The 15,323-nt window shown below is 45.3% G+C and carries 15 protein-coding genes and 1 other annotated feature (1 of these 16 running past the window's edge); of the genes, 1 reads left to right on the plus strand and 14 read right to left on the minus strand.

Annotated features, from left to right (window positions below; genetic code table 11):
* Window positions 1–86: 86 nt before the first annotated feature.
* Window positions 87–722 (minus strand): recombinase family protein, encoded by a 636-nt coding sequence (locus A8805_RS00005; protein WP_109708184.1) that lies wholly within the window; start codon window positions 720–722, stop codon window positions 87–89.
* 220 nt (window positions 723–942) lie between these two features.
* Between A8805_RS00005 and A8805_RS00010 the strand changes: the two genes are divergently transcribed.
* The gene (locus A8805_RS00010; protein ID WP_109708185.1) at window positions 943–1,221 is read left to right on the plus strand and encodes a GNAT family N-acetyltransferase; all 279 of its coding nucleotides are present in this window, start codon (window positions 943–945) and stop codon (window positions 1,219–1,221) included.
* Window positions 1,222–1,354: 133 nt separating this feature from the next.
* On the opposite strand, the gene A8805_RS00015 is transcribed toward A8805_RS00010, so the two are convergent.
* The 13 genes from A8805_RS00015 to sufC all read right to left on the minus strand — a co-directional run bounded on the left by A8805_RS00015 (window position 1,355) and on the right by sufC (window position 14,411).
* A complete protein-coding gene (locus A8805_RS00015; RefSeq protein WP_109708186.1) occupies window positions 1,355–2,578 on the minus strand; it encodes a nitrogenase component 1 in 1,224 nt (407 codons plus the stop codon).
* On the minus strand, window positions 2,565–3,848 hold the full coding sequence (locus tag A8805_RS00020) for a nitrogenase component 1 (RefSeq protein WP_109708187.1): 1,284 nt from the start codon (window positions 3,846–3,848) through the stop codon (window positions 2,565–2,567). Before A8805_RS00020 ends, A8805_RS00015 begins: the two co-directional genes overlap by 14 nt.
* Window positions 3,845–4,597 (minus strand): AAA family ATPase, encoded by a 753-nt coding sequence (locus tag A8805_RS00025; protein ID WP_109708188.1) that lies wholly within the window; start codon window positions 4,595–4,597, stop codon window positions 3,845–3,847. The genes A8805_RS00020 and A8805_RS00025 overlap by 4 nt, the downstream gene beginning before the upstream one ends.
* A gap of 17 nt (window positions 4,598–4,614) precedes the next feature.
* Window positions 4,615–5,403 carry an ABC transporter ATP-binding protein gene (locus tag A8805_RS00030; protein ID WP_109708189.1) on the minus strand — a complete coding sequence of 263 codons (789 nt, stop codon included), beginning with the start codon at window positions 5,401–5,403 and terminating at the stop codon, window positions 4,615–4,617.
* A complete protein-coding gene (locus A8805_RS00035) occupies window positions 5,400–6,452 on the minus strand; it encodes a FecCD family ABC transporter permease (protein WP_109708190.1) in 1,053 nt (350 codons plus the stop codon). The genes A8805_RS00030 and A8805_RS00035 overlap by 4 nt, the downstream gene beginning before the upstream one ends.
* Window positions 6,452–7,489 carry a FecCD family ABC transporter permease gene (locus A8805_RS00040; protein ID WP_109708191.1) on the minus strand — a complete coding sequence of 346 codons (1,038 nt, stop codon included), beginning with the start codon at window positions 7,487–7,489 and terminating at the stop codon, window positions 6,452–6,454. Before A8805_RS00040 ends, A8805_RS00035 begins: the two co-directional genes overlap by 1 nt.
* On the minus strand, window positions 7,486–8,475 hold the full coding sequence (locus tag A8805_RS00045; protein WP_109708192.1) for an ABC transporter substrate-binding protein: 990 nt from the start codon (window positions 8,473–8,475) through the stop codon (window positions 7,486–7,488). The genes A8805_RS00040 and A8805_RS00045 overlap by 4 nt, the downstream gene beginning before the upstream one ends.
* A 201-nt stretch (window positions 8,476–8,676) precedes the next feature.
* Window positions 8,677–9,474: a helix-turn-helix transcriptional regulator gene (locus A8805_RS00050; RefSeq protein WP_109708193.1), complete on the minus strand. Its 798-nt coding sequence runs from the start codon at window positions 9,472–9,474 to the stop codon at window positions 8,677–8,679.
* Between the two features lie 7 nt (window positions 9,475–9,481).
* Window positions 9,482–9,922: a Fe-S cluster assembly sulfur transfer protein SufU gene (gene sufU, locus A8805_RS00055; protein ID WP_109708194.1), complete on the minus strand. Its 441-nt coding sequence runs from the start codon at window positions 9,920–9,922 to the stop codon at window positions 9,482–9,484.
* Entirely contained in the window at window positions 9,912–11,138 is a 1,227-nt protein-coding gene (locus A8805_RS00060) for a cysteine desulfurase (RefSeq protein ID WP_109708195.1), read from the minus strand. Before A8805_RS00060 ends, sufU begins: the two co-directional genes overlap by 11 nt.
* Window positions 11,131–12,228: a Fe-S cluster assembly protein SufD gene (gene sufD, locus A8805_RS00065; protein WP_109708196.1), complete on the minus strand. Its 1,098-nt coding sequence runs from the start codon at window positions 12,226–12,228 to the stop codon at window positions 11,131–11,133. Before sufD ends, A8805_RS00060 begins: the two co-directional genes overlap by 8 nt.
* A 13-nt stretch (window positions 12,229–12,241) precedes the next feature.
* On the minus strand, window positions 12,242–13,648 hold the full coding sequence (gene sufB, locus A8805_RS00070) for a Fe-S cluster assembly protein SufB (protein ID WP_109708777.1): 1,407 nt from the start codon (window positions 13,646–13,648) through the stop codon (window positions 12,242–12,244).
* 10 nt (window positions 13,649–13,658) lie between these two features.
* A complete protein-coding gene (sufC, locus tag A8805_RS00075) occupies window positions 13,659–14,411 on the minus strand; it encodes a Fe-S cluster assembly ATPase SufC (protein ID WP_109708197.1) in 753 nt (250 codons plus the stop codon).
* Between the two features lie 669 nt (window positions 14,412–15,080).
* Window positions 15,081–15,323: a sequence feature (23S ribosomal RNA rRNA prediction is too short), on the minus strand (it continues 14 nt past the right edge of the window).

The raw sequence follows: 15,323 nt of genomic DNA on the forward strand, positions 1-15,323 counted from the left end.
AAAAGGTGATTTTTTCAGAAAAACAATCTTATTTTCCATTACTTATGTATCTGTCATGTCTAAATTAATCTTAACAATAATGCAGACTAAAGTCTACCTTTTTCTGCATTAATTTCCTTATTTTTACATCCATCTCTTTGGATGCACCATTTCTTAAATGTCTTAAAGTCCACATTCAATCTTCTGGAGGCTTCTCTGGCGCTGATTTCATTCATCTTCCACTGCCAATATACCTTTTCAAACGATTTGGGTATTTTAAGGCTGCGCCTGCCAAAACGTACGCCCCTTGCCTTTGCCACAGCGATTCCTTCCGCCTGTCTTTGACGGATACTTTCACGCTCACTTTGTGCCACAAAAGATAAAAGCTGCAAGACAATATCTGCAATCAAGGTTCCTACCAGATCCTTTCCCTTTCTCGTGTCTAAAAGCGGCATATCAAGCACCACAATGTCCGCGCCTATCTCCTTCGTTATGAATCTCCACTGCTCAATAATATCCTCATAATTCCTGCCCAGGCGGTCAATCGACTTTACATACAGCACGTCCTCCTCCTCTAAGTTTTTAAGCAACTGCTGATACTGGGGCCTATCAAAATCCTTTCCAGATATCTTTTCTACGTAAAGATTTTTTTCGGGTATCTTCAGGGGCTTCATGGCAACCAATTGCCGTTCCACATTTTGATCTTTAGAAGATACCCTCACATAACCAAAGCTTCTGTACATTCCTTTTCCTCCTTTTATGACATAACCATTATCGCATATTCATACGGCGATACGCGTTGGTATATTTTACCACACACTTCTGAAAGGTCTGGCAACTCATCATAACTCTCTTGCATGGCTGGTCCTATATTTCCCCAAATTTTGTTTGCATTCTTCTACAAACTCCGTTACTATAGATTCAGAAGCAACGGCAACAATAAGCAGTGAAGGAGGGTTCATTTTGGAATTCACACATAATCCAAATCAGATTGCAGTGTATACCCCAGATTACTTGGTGGTTGCAGAAGTAACATTTCCTGATATAGACGCCACCACAGTAAATATCAATCACACATATGTGGACGATGCGCTGAGAGGTCAGGGAATTGCTGCAAAACTTATGGAAGAGCTTGTACTGGAACTTAGACAAAGCGGTAAAAAGGCAGTGCCAACCTGCTCTTATGCCGTGAAATGGTTTGAGACACATCCCGAATATACAGATGTTTTAAAAGGGGACTGACCCTTTTGCTCTCCATTTTCAGAATATTCTCAAATCAAAAGGTGAGCCTTCTGGGCGCACAATATAAAAAAGCCGTCAGATTTTCTCATAGTATTTCGAAAATCTGACGGCTCTTCTCTTTTATCTTATCTTATTAGTCCTTTCTCATCATTTCATTCGTCCATAAAGATGCCAGATGTACTGCTCCCCTGAATCCGACAAACGGAGGCTCATAGGCATGATGCCACAGGTAATCGGGAGTGGAAATCTGAAGGCTTTGTTCTCTTTCTGCCATATTCAACAGCTCCTGGCTGCCCATAAGAAACCCTTTTTGTTCTGCCGCTATCTCTTCTTTTACTTTATCTGTCAAGTAGTTTATATCAGCACTCTTCATCCCTGGATTATCACAGTAACAGGTTACTGTCTCAAATCCAAAAAGCTCCCTTGCGCACTGTTCAATCCCTCGTACCACATCGGCATGCCCCGCAAGAATCAGCCGGGCTTCCTCTCTGTGTACCCTCAGAAAACGGGTTAAGACAGTCTGCATTGGCTCTATCTGCTCCATAGCCTCTGCTTTTTCCCCGCGCACAAAGGATTCCCGGACCTTTAGTTTGCACTGCACTTCTATCTGTTCCAGCCACGCCAGTGTCCCCTCCAGCCCGTAAGGCCGGCCCATGAGATAAGGTGTTCCATAACGCCGTCTGAGATATTTTGCAGCTGCTTCTCCTTCCCGCCGGACTACCAGATTTATATGAGCATCTCCCAAATGTTCCAGTTTAGAAATACTGGTCCGGGATGCCATCGTACATAAATGCTCCATATCGAATGCTCCTGACACCAGCCTGGCCATTTCAGATGCGTCAGCCTGAAACCGGAACATGTCAGCGCAGGAGCCGATGATGTTAAAAGACGGCTTTTGTGTCCGTACCGGGTTATCCGGCAGCGTTTCGGCCAACTTAAGAAGCGTCATCTCTATTCCTTTATCTCCCCAGGTGTCAAATCCCCCCGCTGTGAAAGGTATCAGGACAATGTCCGGAAATTGAGGAGATAACTCTTGTGCAATGGCTTCCAGATCCACTCCAATCACCTCAGGCACAGAAGACGGCAGCAGGAAAATTGTCTTTATGCCTTCCTTTTCAGATACCCATTCTATAGCACGGGACAGACGGCTTGTATCCCCCATAGCGATATCTGTTTCTCCAATATGTGTTGAATAGAGATGCCCTCCGTAGGAACCCATCCGGTGAAGAAAGGTTCTTCCATAGGCCATATGGCCCATGCATCCATATTCAATTACAGCCGAATCTGCTATACCTGACAAACACCATAAGGCTCCCATTCGCCCGGATAGAGGCGGCACTGTTTTATAAAGCCCCATTTTCACCCTCTCCTTTTCCTTCCGTAAACACATCTGCTATCCTTTCCAATATCGTAACTGTTCTTTCATATCCAATCTGTCCGTACAAATCCAGCAACTGCACCATGGGAGGACGGGCTTCTCCCCGTCCGTCCCAATCACCAAATACCATGTCCGGGCACATTGCCTCTATTAGCGGCCTGTCTCCCTGCTTATTGAGCATCAGACAGATGGCAGGATTCTTATCCAGACTAACCAGCCTTTTTTTCCATTGTACATCGGAGGGGTAAAATTCTTCCATATGTATCATAACCGGTTCCATCCCCAGTTTTGACAGATATACCGACAGCGGAAGGGGCTGTAATGCGCCAATGTCTGCACTGATATATTGGAGCCCTCTTATCTTGTCCACTGCCTTTTTTTGAATTTTCCGGGTATATTTCAGCCTCTCTGCAAATTTACATCCGATCTCTATACCCAGACACTGCTCTATGTGCAAGTAAGCGTTTTCTATTTCTTTGGTGTCATAGATATCATGAAGGCTCAGAAATGGTATTTCATGCACCTGTGCCATCCATTCTGCCAACGGATTCATAAAGGGAGAAAGAATTATATTCATCTGCGCATCCCCAGCTGAGATAAAGTCTTCTACCGATGAATCAGGAGCCAGGAAACGCAGCGGCACATCATAAGACTTCAGCAAAACAATAAGCTCCGGCATGGGGATGTGAGATTCCTGGCTGCTGCGCCCCAGAATATTTACTGTTTTTTTCCTTTCCTGGACCTTCTCTGTCAGTTTTCCTATTGCTAACAGAGTTTTCCAATAGCCTGGCTCATAACTGCCGCATTTAAAATTTCCAAGTGGTATATGAACCAGCCGTGCCCTTACTTTCGTCTGTATCTCATAGCATATACTTTCAATATCTTCTCCAATCAATTCCGGAACACAGGTAGCAAGCAGCAGAATCACCTTTGCACCAGCCTTGTCCATTTCTTTGATTGCATCTATCAGTCCATCACGAAAACCAAACACAACTTCCCTGCTGTCTAAGAGATAAGTCCAATGCAGGCCCTGCTCCCTGGAGCGGGAAGCATTAGGTACATTACGGCTGTAATAACTGCACTCAGCCGTGCCAATTACAAGGGTGGACATGCCTTCGATTCTTGCGCCTAATGACAGTGCCGTATGCATGGGGCAGTGATTTCCGGGGAACGCCGCTGGTGTAAGCGGCCGGATGGAACTCATAGATCTAACAGAGGAAAGACATTTCAGATGTTTAATATCATTCATAGCTCTCCTCCTTCCAGCAGCATCCGTGAAAGACTTTCATAGCTTTTTGCCATATGACTTTCCGGAAACGCCTCAACGACTGTTTTTCCCTGCTCTTCTGCTCTTTGGACATGCGTATCTCTCGGAATATGGAAAAGAACCGAGGTCTCTATCTCATCGGCTGCTTTTCTTACTAATTCCTCTTCACCCTCAAAATTTTTCGCATTAAAAATCAGGCCACGCAGACGCGCATATCCTCTGGCGCCAAAACTTCTGACTGCACGGGAAATGTTAGCGGCAGCATAAAGGCTCATCATTTCGCCGGAGGTCACAATACAGACCTCATCTGCATAGCCGCCCCTGATGGGCATGGCAAATCCTCCGCACACCACATCCCCCAATACATCATACAGCACCACATCAGGTGAAAATATTCCATAAGCATCCAGCTCCTCCAGTTTTTCAAATGCAGTTATAATACCGCGTCCGGCACACCCAACACCAGGCACCGGCCCTCCTGATTCCACACATAACACTCCGGCGTTGCTTTTAAACACAATATCATCAAGCTCCGCTTCTCCCCTATCTCTGATCGTATCCAGTACTGTCGGTATTCCCCTGCCTCCAGTAAGGTTCCGGGTAGAATCCGCTTTGGGATCACAGCCAATCTGAAGTACAGTCAGCCCCATTTTTGCCATTGCCGCGGACAGATTGGAAACCGTTGTCGATTTTCCAATGCCTCCCTTACCGTAAATTGCAATTCGTTTCATAATCATACACTCCTATTCTAAATCAAATGATACGAGATACATGCCGGCCGGCCTGTTCGCGGATCTCTGGCTATCTCTGCATCTATATGGAAGGTCTTTCGTAAAACCGGAGGTGTCATAATCTCCTCCGGTGTCCCCTGGGCAACAATATCCCCATCTCGTATTGCCACTAGGAAATCTGAAAATCTGGATGCCAGATTCAGGTCATGAAGCACCATTGCTATAGTGCAATTTTGCTTATGGTTCATCTGCTCCAATAATTCCAATACCTCCAGCTGATAGGCCATATCCAGATAGGTCGTCGGTTCATCCAGCAAAATCAGGTCTGTCTGCTGGGCAATCGCCATCGCAATCCATACTCTCTGGCGCTGTCCTCCCGACAGCGTATCAACGGCTGCTTTTTCCAGCTTAGAAAGCTGCGTTACATTAAGGGCCCAGGTGACAATGTCCTGATCCTCCTGGTTCAGCCTGCCAAATCTTTCCCGTCTTGGAAAACGGCCATAGGATACCAACTCCCGGACCGTGAGTCCGAGAGGAGCAACCGGGGCTTGAGGCAGTATTGACATCCTTTTTGCGACTTCCCTCGTGGGAAGGGTTCGGATATCGCTGCCATCCAGTAATACAGAGCCTCCTTTCGGGCTGATGATACGCCCGGCAGCCTTTAATATGGTAGACTTCCCGCAGCCATTGGGCCCAATCAAAGAAGTAACCTTCCCCTCAGGAATCTTCAAATCCAAATGACTGACTACTGTATGCTCTTCATAAGCCAACCTTAATTTTTTTGTTACAATTGCGTTTGCATTCATCTTATATTCCTCATTTCTTTTCCCTTTCTGGACAGCAGATAAATGAAATAGGGCGCACCAATGACAGACACCACTACGCCTGTGGGCAGCGAGGAGGGCTGAATTACCACCCTTGCAATCGTATCCGCTGCCGATACAAGAAGAGCTCCCAGCAAAGCACAAACGGGCAGGACAATCCTGTATCTCGGCCCCACAATTCGTCGTGTCATATGAGGTGCCATCAAACCTACAAAGCTGATACTGCCGCTTACAGAAACACAAACTCCGGCAAGTGCCACAGCTATAGCCAGCAGCTTTCTTTGTTCTTTATGAACTGAAATACCAAGTCCGCCCGCCGTTTCTTCCCCAAGCTCTATAATGTCTAAGATTCCTGCCCTGCAAAATGCAGCAGGCAGTAGAATGCAGAGCCAGGGAAGAAGAGCCAGGACAAAGAGCCAATTTGCCCCCCATATGCTTCCTGCCTGCCAGGAGGAAACAAAACTGTATTGTGTATCATCCAATTTGACCACAAGCAGCGTCGTCAGAGCTGACAATCCCGCCTGAACGGCAATGCCAGTCATGACTATACGGATAGGTGCAGAACCTTCTCCCTTTTTATAAGCCAGTAAATAGACCAGCAGCGCGGCTCCACCTGCTCCGCTCAATGCCAGTACCGGAAGCGTAAAAACAGCCAAAGATGACTGGGTACCGTATAAGAGTACATAGAGAACCACCACGAGCCCTGTACCTGAATTTATACCAAGCAGTCCGGGATCCGCGAGAGGGTTTCTTGTAATTCCCTGTAAAAGACATCCGGATACGGCAAGCCCGGTTCCAACCAGCATGGAAAGAACAGTGCGGGGAAGCCGGAAGGAAAAGAGAATCAGGTTTTCATTCACATTGCCTTTCCCCCCAAATATATGCAGAATATCAGAAAAGGACAATTTGCTATATCCTGTACTCACGCTAATCCAGGCTGATATCATAAGGAGAGCCAGGCAGGTAAGGATAACAGCCGCATGACACACTAACCCCTTCGGATTGTCCGAGTTTTTTCTTTGCTTTGCCATTATACCCTCCTCCCTGACCTGCGGGACAGATACAGCAGAAACGGAACCCCAATAAGGGATGTAAGCACTCCCAACGGAACCTCAGAAGGTGGATTTACCGTTCTTGCTCCCAAATCTGCCAGCACCAATGCGAATGCTCCCAGAATTCCGGCAGACGGAATCATCTTTCTATAATCAGCCCCTACAACATAACGGGCGGCATGGGGTACGATAAGGCCAACAAAAGAAACCGAACCCACCACTGATACCGAAATACCGGCCAAAGCCAGGACTACAAGAGTACACAGAAATTGAATGAAAGTGGTATGAAGCCCAAGACCCTTGGCTGTCTCCTCTCCTGCATTCAATATTGTGATAGACGGGGAGAGAATAACTGCGCCAGCCAGAGCCCCTGAAATGACAGGAATAAGCAGATAAAGCTGGGACCACGTTACACTGGCTACACCACCCACTGTCCAGAACAGCACATCCACGCCCACCTGAAATATGAGTGCGATTCCCTGACTTAAGGCTGAAAGCAGAGCACTTACTGCTGCGCCGGCCAGCACCATACGCATGGGGCTGGCTCCGTTTCTATGGGATGCAGAAATCCCGCTGATTAGAAGTGCTCCTAAGGCTGCACCTAAAAAGGCAAAAAGAATCAGTTTCCCATAGGTAATCCCCGGCATGAACGCAAAACATAAAGCAATTGCCAATCCCGCCCCCGCATTTATTCCCATCAAACCCGAATCAGCCATCGGATTGCGGGTTACTCCCTGCATAACGGCCCCCGCCACAGCAAGGGCTGCCCCGATAAATGCACTTGCCAGTACCCGGGGCAGCCGTAAATCTACTATCATAAGATGCTGGGGGTTGCCGCTGTCAAAATGAAGAAACGCATCTATAACAGCGGTTACAGGAATATCTGCCGTTCCTTTCGTAATGGAGAAGCAGATAAGGAAAACCAACATCATCATGCCTGTAACAGCAAACACACGGGGACTATATCGCCACATATGCCTGCTGCTCTTAGTTCGTGCGCGGTTACAGTTCATCATTTTATGTTCTGCTCCAGCTTTTCTGCGGTCAGACGCATTGCCAGGGGGCCAAAGGTGTTAAGTGAATCATCAAAATACAGAATATTTCCATTTTTAACGGCGTTCATGTTTTTCCATACAGAGGATTCCTCCTGCGACTGTACAAAGCCTTTGGAGATATCTATGTAATCCTGAAGGATGATATAATCGGGATCCATTTCCGCTACAGCCTCCAGTGAAAAAGTTGCATAATCATAGGTATATCCCTCAGGTGCTTTAATTCCAAAGGTGCTGTAATAGTCCTCATTCCCCCGCCCTACAAAGGCCTGTCCCCCATTTGTACGGAAAAGCGCAACCGTCTTCTCCTGTCCTGCAATTACCTCATAAGCTGCTGATATGGATGCTTCGGTCTTTTGAATGTTCTCCTCGGCCAGCTCCTCTTTCCCTACAATCTCTGCGCAAGCCCTCATTTGATTCTGCCATGTGTCGTTAAAGTCCAGCAGCACCACTGGAGCAATCTGGGTCAGCTGGTCATAAATCTCGTCCAGCCCTTTATGTCCGAGAAAGGTGACGATGACATCCGGCCGTGCTTCTAAAATTGCTTCCAGATTGATTTCCCGCGCACTTCCAAGATCCATAATTTCAGCTGTTCCTCTGTAAGGCTCCAGTGTTTCATAGGTGTCCAGCGCCTGTTGTGCCGTACCTACCGAGGCACCCGCGGAAGCAATCGGCGGAACATCTAACGCAAAAAAATATTCCAGATAATTTGAATGAAGAATAGCGATGCGCTGTGGCTGTTCTGAAAGTGTAATTTCATTCTCTCCTGCATCTACAATAGTGCGCGGCCAAGAGGCCGTTTCCTCTTCGTTTGCTGTCTGTGATTCCTCCCCCGCCGCCGCGGAACTCCCGCCCCCGGCGGAATTTTCTTCCTTGCTTCCTCCCGTACACGCGGTCAAAAGTCCAATAGATAAAATAAGTGCAGATATAATCGATATTGTTTTTTTCATAAAATAAGCTCCTTTAAATATTTTTTCAGCATTTTATTAGTCGCGACTAACTTGCAGCAAAGAAATCATATCAAAAAAATTTATGGATGTGAATGGCCTTATCCAGAATCTTTATGGATTAATCCTGAAACTTCATTATAATATTATAGGCAGAAAAGAAGAACCACTGCCAAAGCATGGGTCCTTCTTTTATACTCTCTCTTATTCTTCTCTGAACTTACTGGGAGATACGCCAAAGTGTTTCTTAAATATACGGCTAAAATAAAGGGCGTCAGGATATCCGGTCTGTGCAGCTATTATTCCTATCGGGATGGAACTTGTAACAAGCAGATCCTTCGCCCGGTTCAGCCGGTAGGAGCGCAGATAATCTCCCGGCCCCATACCTGCATATTTTTGAAAAACGTAAAATAACCGGTTCTCATTTACGCCATTCTGCTGTGCCAGCAAGCTTACGGTCAGTTCATCCATATAGTGTGTATGGATATACTCTGACACTGATTCAAACAACTCCTGCGCACCGTGTTTTGTCTGCTGTCTGGCACATAAAAATGTTTCCTCCAGTACACCTCGGAATAACGTCTCCGCTTGAAAAGCAGAAAGGGAGCCAGGCAAACTGAAGACAGCATATAATTGATGAAGCAAGTCATATAACCGGGGGCTCTGGCCTGGGGATAAGCTGAAATGTGTCTTTGCCAGTTGTATCCCAGGAGGCTCTTTATAAGTTTCATATAGTACAGAAATATACTCCCAGTCCTGTTTCCCAACGACACGCTTACGCATAGTAGAACTGGCCAGACCATGCACTACCGTTCCGGGACGAATGAGATAGGGGGTGCCGTTAAACTGATATTCAGCACATCCGGATAGCGGAAATATAAATCCCGGGTAAGGAGCTGTTTTTTGTATACCATAATTCTCGGCAGAAATATGATAGCGGTAAACCCCGCGTAATTGAAAAAGTGTAGTTGCATAATGTCTTACAATATTGTTTAATTCCATTTTATATTTATTTTTCTCCTCTTTGAGCTCGGATTGCTTCAAGAAAAGTGTGCCAGGCCAGAACAGCACATTTTACCCGCGCAGGCAGATTGGAAATGTTTTCAAATGCAACAGCCTCTCCCAGTTCATCCAGAAGTGCTTCATTTGTAATTTCCCCCTTAATCATTTTTAAAAATAGAGAAATCATTGCTTCTGCCTCATCCAATGTTTTCCCCCTTAACAGATCTGCCATAATGGAAGCAGACGCCAGGGAAACAGCACAGCCCGATCCCGTAAATGCTATATCTGTAATTATTTCACCGGAAAGCCTGGCCTCAACTTTAATTTCATCTCCACAGCTTGGATTCATGCCTTCCAGTGCGAAGTCAGGATCTTTTATTTCCCGTTTATTTTTCGCAGATCGGCTGTGTTCTGCAATCACTTCCGTATAAATTTCACTAAGATTCAAAATGCAGCCACCTCCTGACCGATTTCAGGCTTTCTGCGAGCCTGTCAATCTCTTGTTTGGTATTATAGAAGCAAAGGCTGACCCGGGAGGTGGCAGTGATGCCTAAAAACTTCATCAGCGGGTGAGCACAATGATGTCCTGCACGGATTGCAATTCCATCAGCATCCAGTATAGAAGCTACATCATGAGGATGAACATCACGCATAGTAAATGAAATAACCCCCGCCCGGTGTTCACTGAACCGAGGCCCGACAATGCTGATATAAGGATTTTCACTGAGTCTTTCCAATGTGTAACGGGTAAGCTCCCTCTCAGCCTTCCTGATGCTGTCAAAGCCAATGCTGTTTATATACTGTATCGCGGCAGAAAGCCCTGCTGCGCCTTCTACATTTTGCGTTCCGGCTTCAAACTTCTGGGGAAGATGCGCAAAGCGTGCCGTTTGCTCGCTGACATATTCAATCATATCTCCTCCAAACAGAAATGGGGGCATTGCATCCAGCAAATCCTTTTTTCCATATAAAACACCAATTCCCATAGGGGCAAACATTTTGTGCCCGGAAAATACGGCAAAGTCTGCATCCATATCCCTCACATCTGTTTCCATATGGGAAATACTCTGAGCCAGATCTACAATGGCGACAGCACCGAACTCATGGGCCTTCCTGATGATTTTTTTAACAGGATAAACCGTCCCCAGCACATTGGAAATCTGAGTAATGGAAACAATTTTGGTCCTGGACGTTATCTTTTTTTCCAGTTCAGAATCAGGAATGTCTCCATTTTCATCCAGATACAGATATATAAGCTTTGCACCCTTTGCAGCTGCTACTTGCTGCCACGGGACAACATTGCTGTGATGTTCCGCAATCGAGAGCACAATTTCATCGCCCTCCCGGAGACAATTCATTCCATAGCTGTAAGCCAGCAGATTCAAAGCCTCCGTTGCCCCCCTGGTAAAAATAACCTCCTCCGCTGCTTCTGCTTTGATAAAATTCTTTACAGTTTCCCGTGCCGCTTCATAAAGCTCTGTAGCCCGCACGCTAAGTGCATAAGCTCCCCTGTGGGGATTCGCATTATCCAGCCTGTAATATCGGCTCGAGGCTTCAATCACACAGTCTGGTTTTTGCGTTGTGGCGGCATTATCCAGATAGGCCAGCGGCTTCCCATTTATAGTCTGCTTAAGGATTGGGAAATCCTTTATATATGGATTACACATAACTCAAACGCTCCTTTATATAAGAAAAAATTTGCTCTTTCAGGGATTCATCAGTGATTTTCTGCAAAACAGGGTTAAAGGATGCCTCCAAAATAATCTTTTTAGCATCCGTTTCACTAAATCCCCGTGTCATCAAATAAAACAGCTTGCTTTCATCCAGTTTTCCGGTACTTGCCGCATGGGCGCCTTCCACATCATCCTCACCGCATAACAGAAGGGGAGCGGAGACATTTTTTACGAAGGGACTAAATAAAACCGCATATTCCTCCTCCTTCCCCCTGGACCCTGATGCGCCGCTGACAAAGTCAATTGTCCCGCGGAACACCTTCTCACTTCTGTCCGCCAGTACTCCCCGGGAATGAATTTCACTGACCGTATTTTTGCCAAGATGGGCAATACGGTAGTTGATATCCAGCCTTCTTTCTTTATCCCCCAGATAGATAGAATCAATCCAGGCCTCACTGTTTTCCCCGCGCAAATCAATATTACAGTTCGTAATGGATTGTTTCGCACCAAGCTCCGCCAGCACTACCTTTACCTTAGCCTTAGCCTCTGCCGCCCCTGCCACATGATCCACATGCTTGTCCTGATCGGCAAGCATCTGTACCTTAATCAGATTCAATTCTGCTCCATTCTGTGCATAAACCTGTGTCAGTCCGCTATGGGACAGGGCCAAAGAGCCAGCCGGGGAATAACGTATTATTACCGTTGCTCTGCTGTTTTCTTCCGCAAGGATAAATATATTGTCCACCAGAACAGGGGAGGTCTCATCCAATTCATAGGAAAGAAAAATTGGGGTTTTTATAGTTTGTCCTTTGGTAATCCGGATCACGTACCCACTATTTCTATTTTCCTGCATATACGTCTGAAAGGCTTTTTTTGCCCTTGGCTCCAGCTTATATTTTTCAAAATAAGTCTGCAGCGGCTCCATAACCAATATTTCAACACCTTCAGGCACACTTCCTGTCAGCGGATTTTCTTTATATGCTGCCCAGGAGGGGAATTCCCCCTTCAACTCTGTATCATTAACGGACAGCCAGCTCCATGTTTTAACTGGAATTTCGTTTATATCTTTAAAAACATTTTTCACTTTATGCGCCTCCTTAGCCAATACTGCCTTCCAGTTCCATGCTTATTAAATTGTTCATTTCTACCGCATACTCAAGAGGCAGTTCTTTTGTAATCGGCTCTACAAAACCACGTACAATCATGGCCTTAGCTTCTATTTCATCCAGCCCTCTTGTCATAAGGTAAAAAATGGCTTCCTCACTGATTCTGCCTATTTTTGCCTCATGGCCAATATCAACCTCATCATTGCGGATATCCATTACCGGCAGTGTATCGGAACGGGATACGGAATCCAGCATCAGCGACTCACAGCTTACAGCCGACTTTACATGATGCGCTTGGGGCAGGACACTCACCGCACTGCGGTATACCGCAACGCCCCCGCTCTTGGAGATAGAGCGAGAGTTAATAATAGAAGACGTATACGGGGCAGCATGCACTACCTTTGTGCCAGTATCCAGGTTCTGCCCCTCTGCCGCAAAACTCACCCCTGTGAATTCAGTTTTTGCTCCTTCACCGTTTAAAACACTGGCAGGGTACAGCATTGTAATATGGGACCCAAAGGTCCCAGATACCCACTCCATATTTGCATTTTTCTCTACAAGTGCCATTTTACTGTTCAAATTCATCATATTTTTTGACCAGTTCTCAATCGTAGAGTAACGCAGGCTGGCTCCCTCCCTGACATACAGTTCAACAGCTCCTGCGTGCAAATTGACCGTATTGTATTTTGGTGCAGAACAGCCTTCAATAAAATGAAGCTTCGCCCCCTTATCCACAATAATGAGTGTATGCTCAAACTGTCCTGCGCCGGGTGCATTAAAACGAAAATAAGACTGAAGGGGGACTTTTACATCAACACCCTGCGGCACATACACAAAAGAACCACCTGACCATACTGCTCCATGCAGCGCAAGAAATTTATGGGTTTTGGCAGGAAGAAGTTTCATGAAATGTTCCCGGATCATGGGCTCATATTCCTTTACAGCTGCTTCCATGTCCGTATAGACTACTCCCTGCCGGATCATCTCTTCCTTTATATGATGATATACTACCTCGGAGTCATACTGAGCCCCTACACCGGCAAGGGCCTCTCTTTCAGCCTGAGGAATACCAAGACGCTCAAATGTTGATTTAATATCCCCTGGCACCTCGTCCCAATTCTCTTTCAGGGAAGTATTAGGGCGTACATAGGTAATGAGATTGTCCATATCTAATTCATGTAAAGAAGGCCCCCACTCAGGCATGGATAATCTATGATAAGTTTTCAGGGAATCCAGTCTTAGTTCGAGCATCCATGAAGGCTCATCTTTCATAGACGATATTTCAGCAACAATATCTTTTGTAAGTCCTTTGGAGACTCTATAGCTGTCTACATTAGTATTCTTAATATCATACAGCGTTCTATCTACATCTTTTACAAGAGTTTTTTTCTTTTCCATCTCTGCCGCCTCACTTTCCAGAAAAGCTTTCCATAGAAGCAAAGCCTGTTTCATAAATCTGGTCAATCAAGGCTGTGCCACCAGTTTTTACAATTTTCCCGTCCATCAGGACATGCACAAAATCCGCATGAAGTTTGTCCAGAATTTTTGTATTGTGAGTAATAATCAATATAGCATTCTGGCTGTTCTTAAATTGATTGATGCCTGATGAAACTGTTTTCACTGCGTCCACATCAAGACCCGAGTCTGTTTCATCCAGGATTGCCAGCTTGGGATTAAGAACCAGCATTTGCAGTATTTCACTCTTTTTCTTTTCTCCGCCGGAAAACCCTACGTTGACATGACGTGCCGCATAGTTTTTATCCATCTGCAGTTCGTCCATGATTAGCATTAGTTCTTTATGAAAAGCATACGCTTTTACTTCGTGCCCACTCAGCACAGCCTTTGATGATCTCATGAAATTTTCCATAGTAATGCCTGATATTTCCTCAGGGGCCTGGAAAGAAAGAAATAATCCTTTTTTGGCCCTTTCATCCGTTTTTGCTTCTGTAATATCTTCCCCTTCAAAGCAGATACTTCCCTCTGTCACTTTATAATTAGGATGTCCCATAATAATATTTGCCAAGGTGGATTTTCCTGCACCATTGGGTCCCATAATTACATGGACTTCCCCCTCATTTATTTGTAAATCAAGTCCTTTGATAATCACCTTATCCTCAACGGAAGCATGTAGATTTTGGACTTTTAATAATAATTTTGACATTTTGCACCTCTTTCTTTAATTCAGCAGCCTTTCAATTTACCAGCCTGCCAATGGCAGACAGTCTTATCTATAAGCTTGTTATCACATAATCCTGTTGCTTATCAGTACTTTTTTTCTTACTTAAGCTTACCATTTTATAGAAACCTCCTTTCCTCTTTTCCTTATCAAGCCTTGCGGAAATTCATGTTGCCCATGAACTCCGCATATACCAATTCATGAAACAATGTCAAAGATTCAGAACGGATAAAACATTTTAGAAGCTAAAACACAGGTGAAAAACTTTAAGTCCGTCCAGTAAGTTGTGACTAACCAATAATTTCAAAAAAACAGAACTATGTTCTGTAAGCCAGTTTCTGATAGAGGCAGCTCAAAATTGTTTTAGCTCCTAAACATTTTAATAAAAAAGAACACGCTATGGTGATTAAGCGCATTTCAAAATAATATGGTAATTTTCATATGAATCATCACTCAAATCATATAGCAGCTAAAATGTTTTGTCAAGAAGTCTTAGCAGCCAAATTCTAAAACACCTAACTATCAGCAGTTCCTTATTATATCAAAAAAAACCGCAGTCAAAACTGCAGTCTTACCTTCTCTCATATAAATATACCTTCAAAACCACATACAAAGAATCATCCATTTCTCCTATTGCCCTGCCTGGTTATGCCCTCGACCTATTAGTAACGGTCAGCTCCATGCATTGCTGCACTTCCACCTCCGCCCTATCTACCTCGTCGTCTTCAAGGGGTCTTACTAACTTGACGTTATGGGATATCTCATCTTGAGGGGGGCTTCACGCTTAGATGCCTTCAGCGTTTATCCCGTCCCGGCTTGGCTACTCTGCTATGCTCTTGGCAGAACAACAGATACACCAGCGGCCAGTCCATCCCGGTCCTCTCGTACTAAGGACAG

Origin of the sequence: Faecalicatena contorta (assembly GCF_003149105.1) — a bacterium.
GTDB classification, from domain to species: Bacteria; Bacillota; Clostridia; order Lachnospirales; family Lachnospiraceae; genus Muricomes; species Muricomes contortus_C.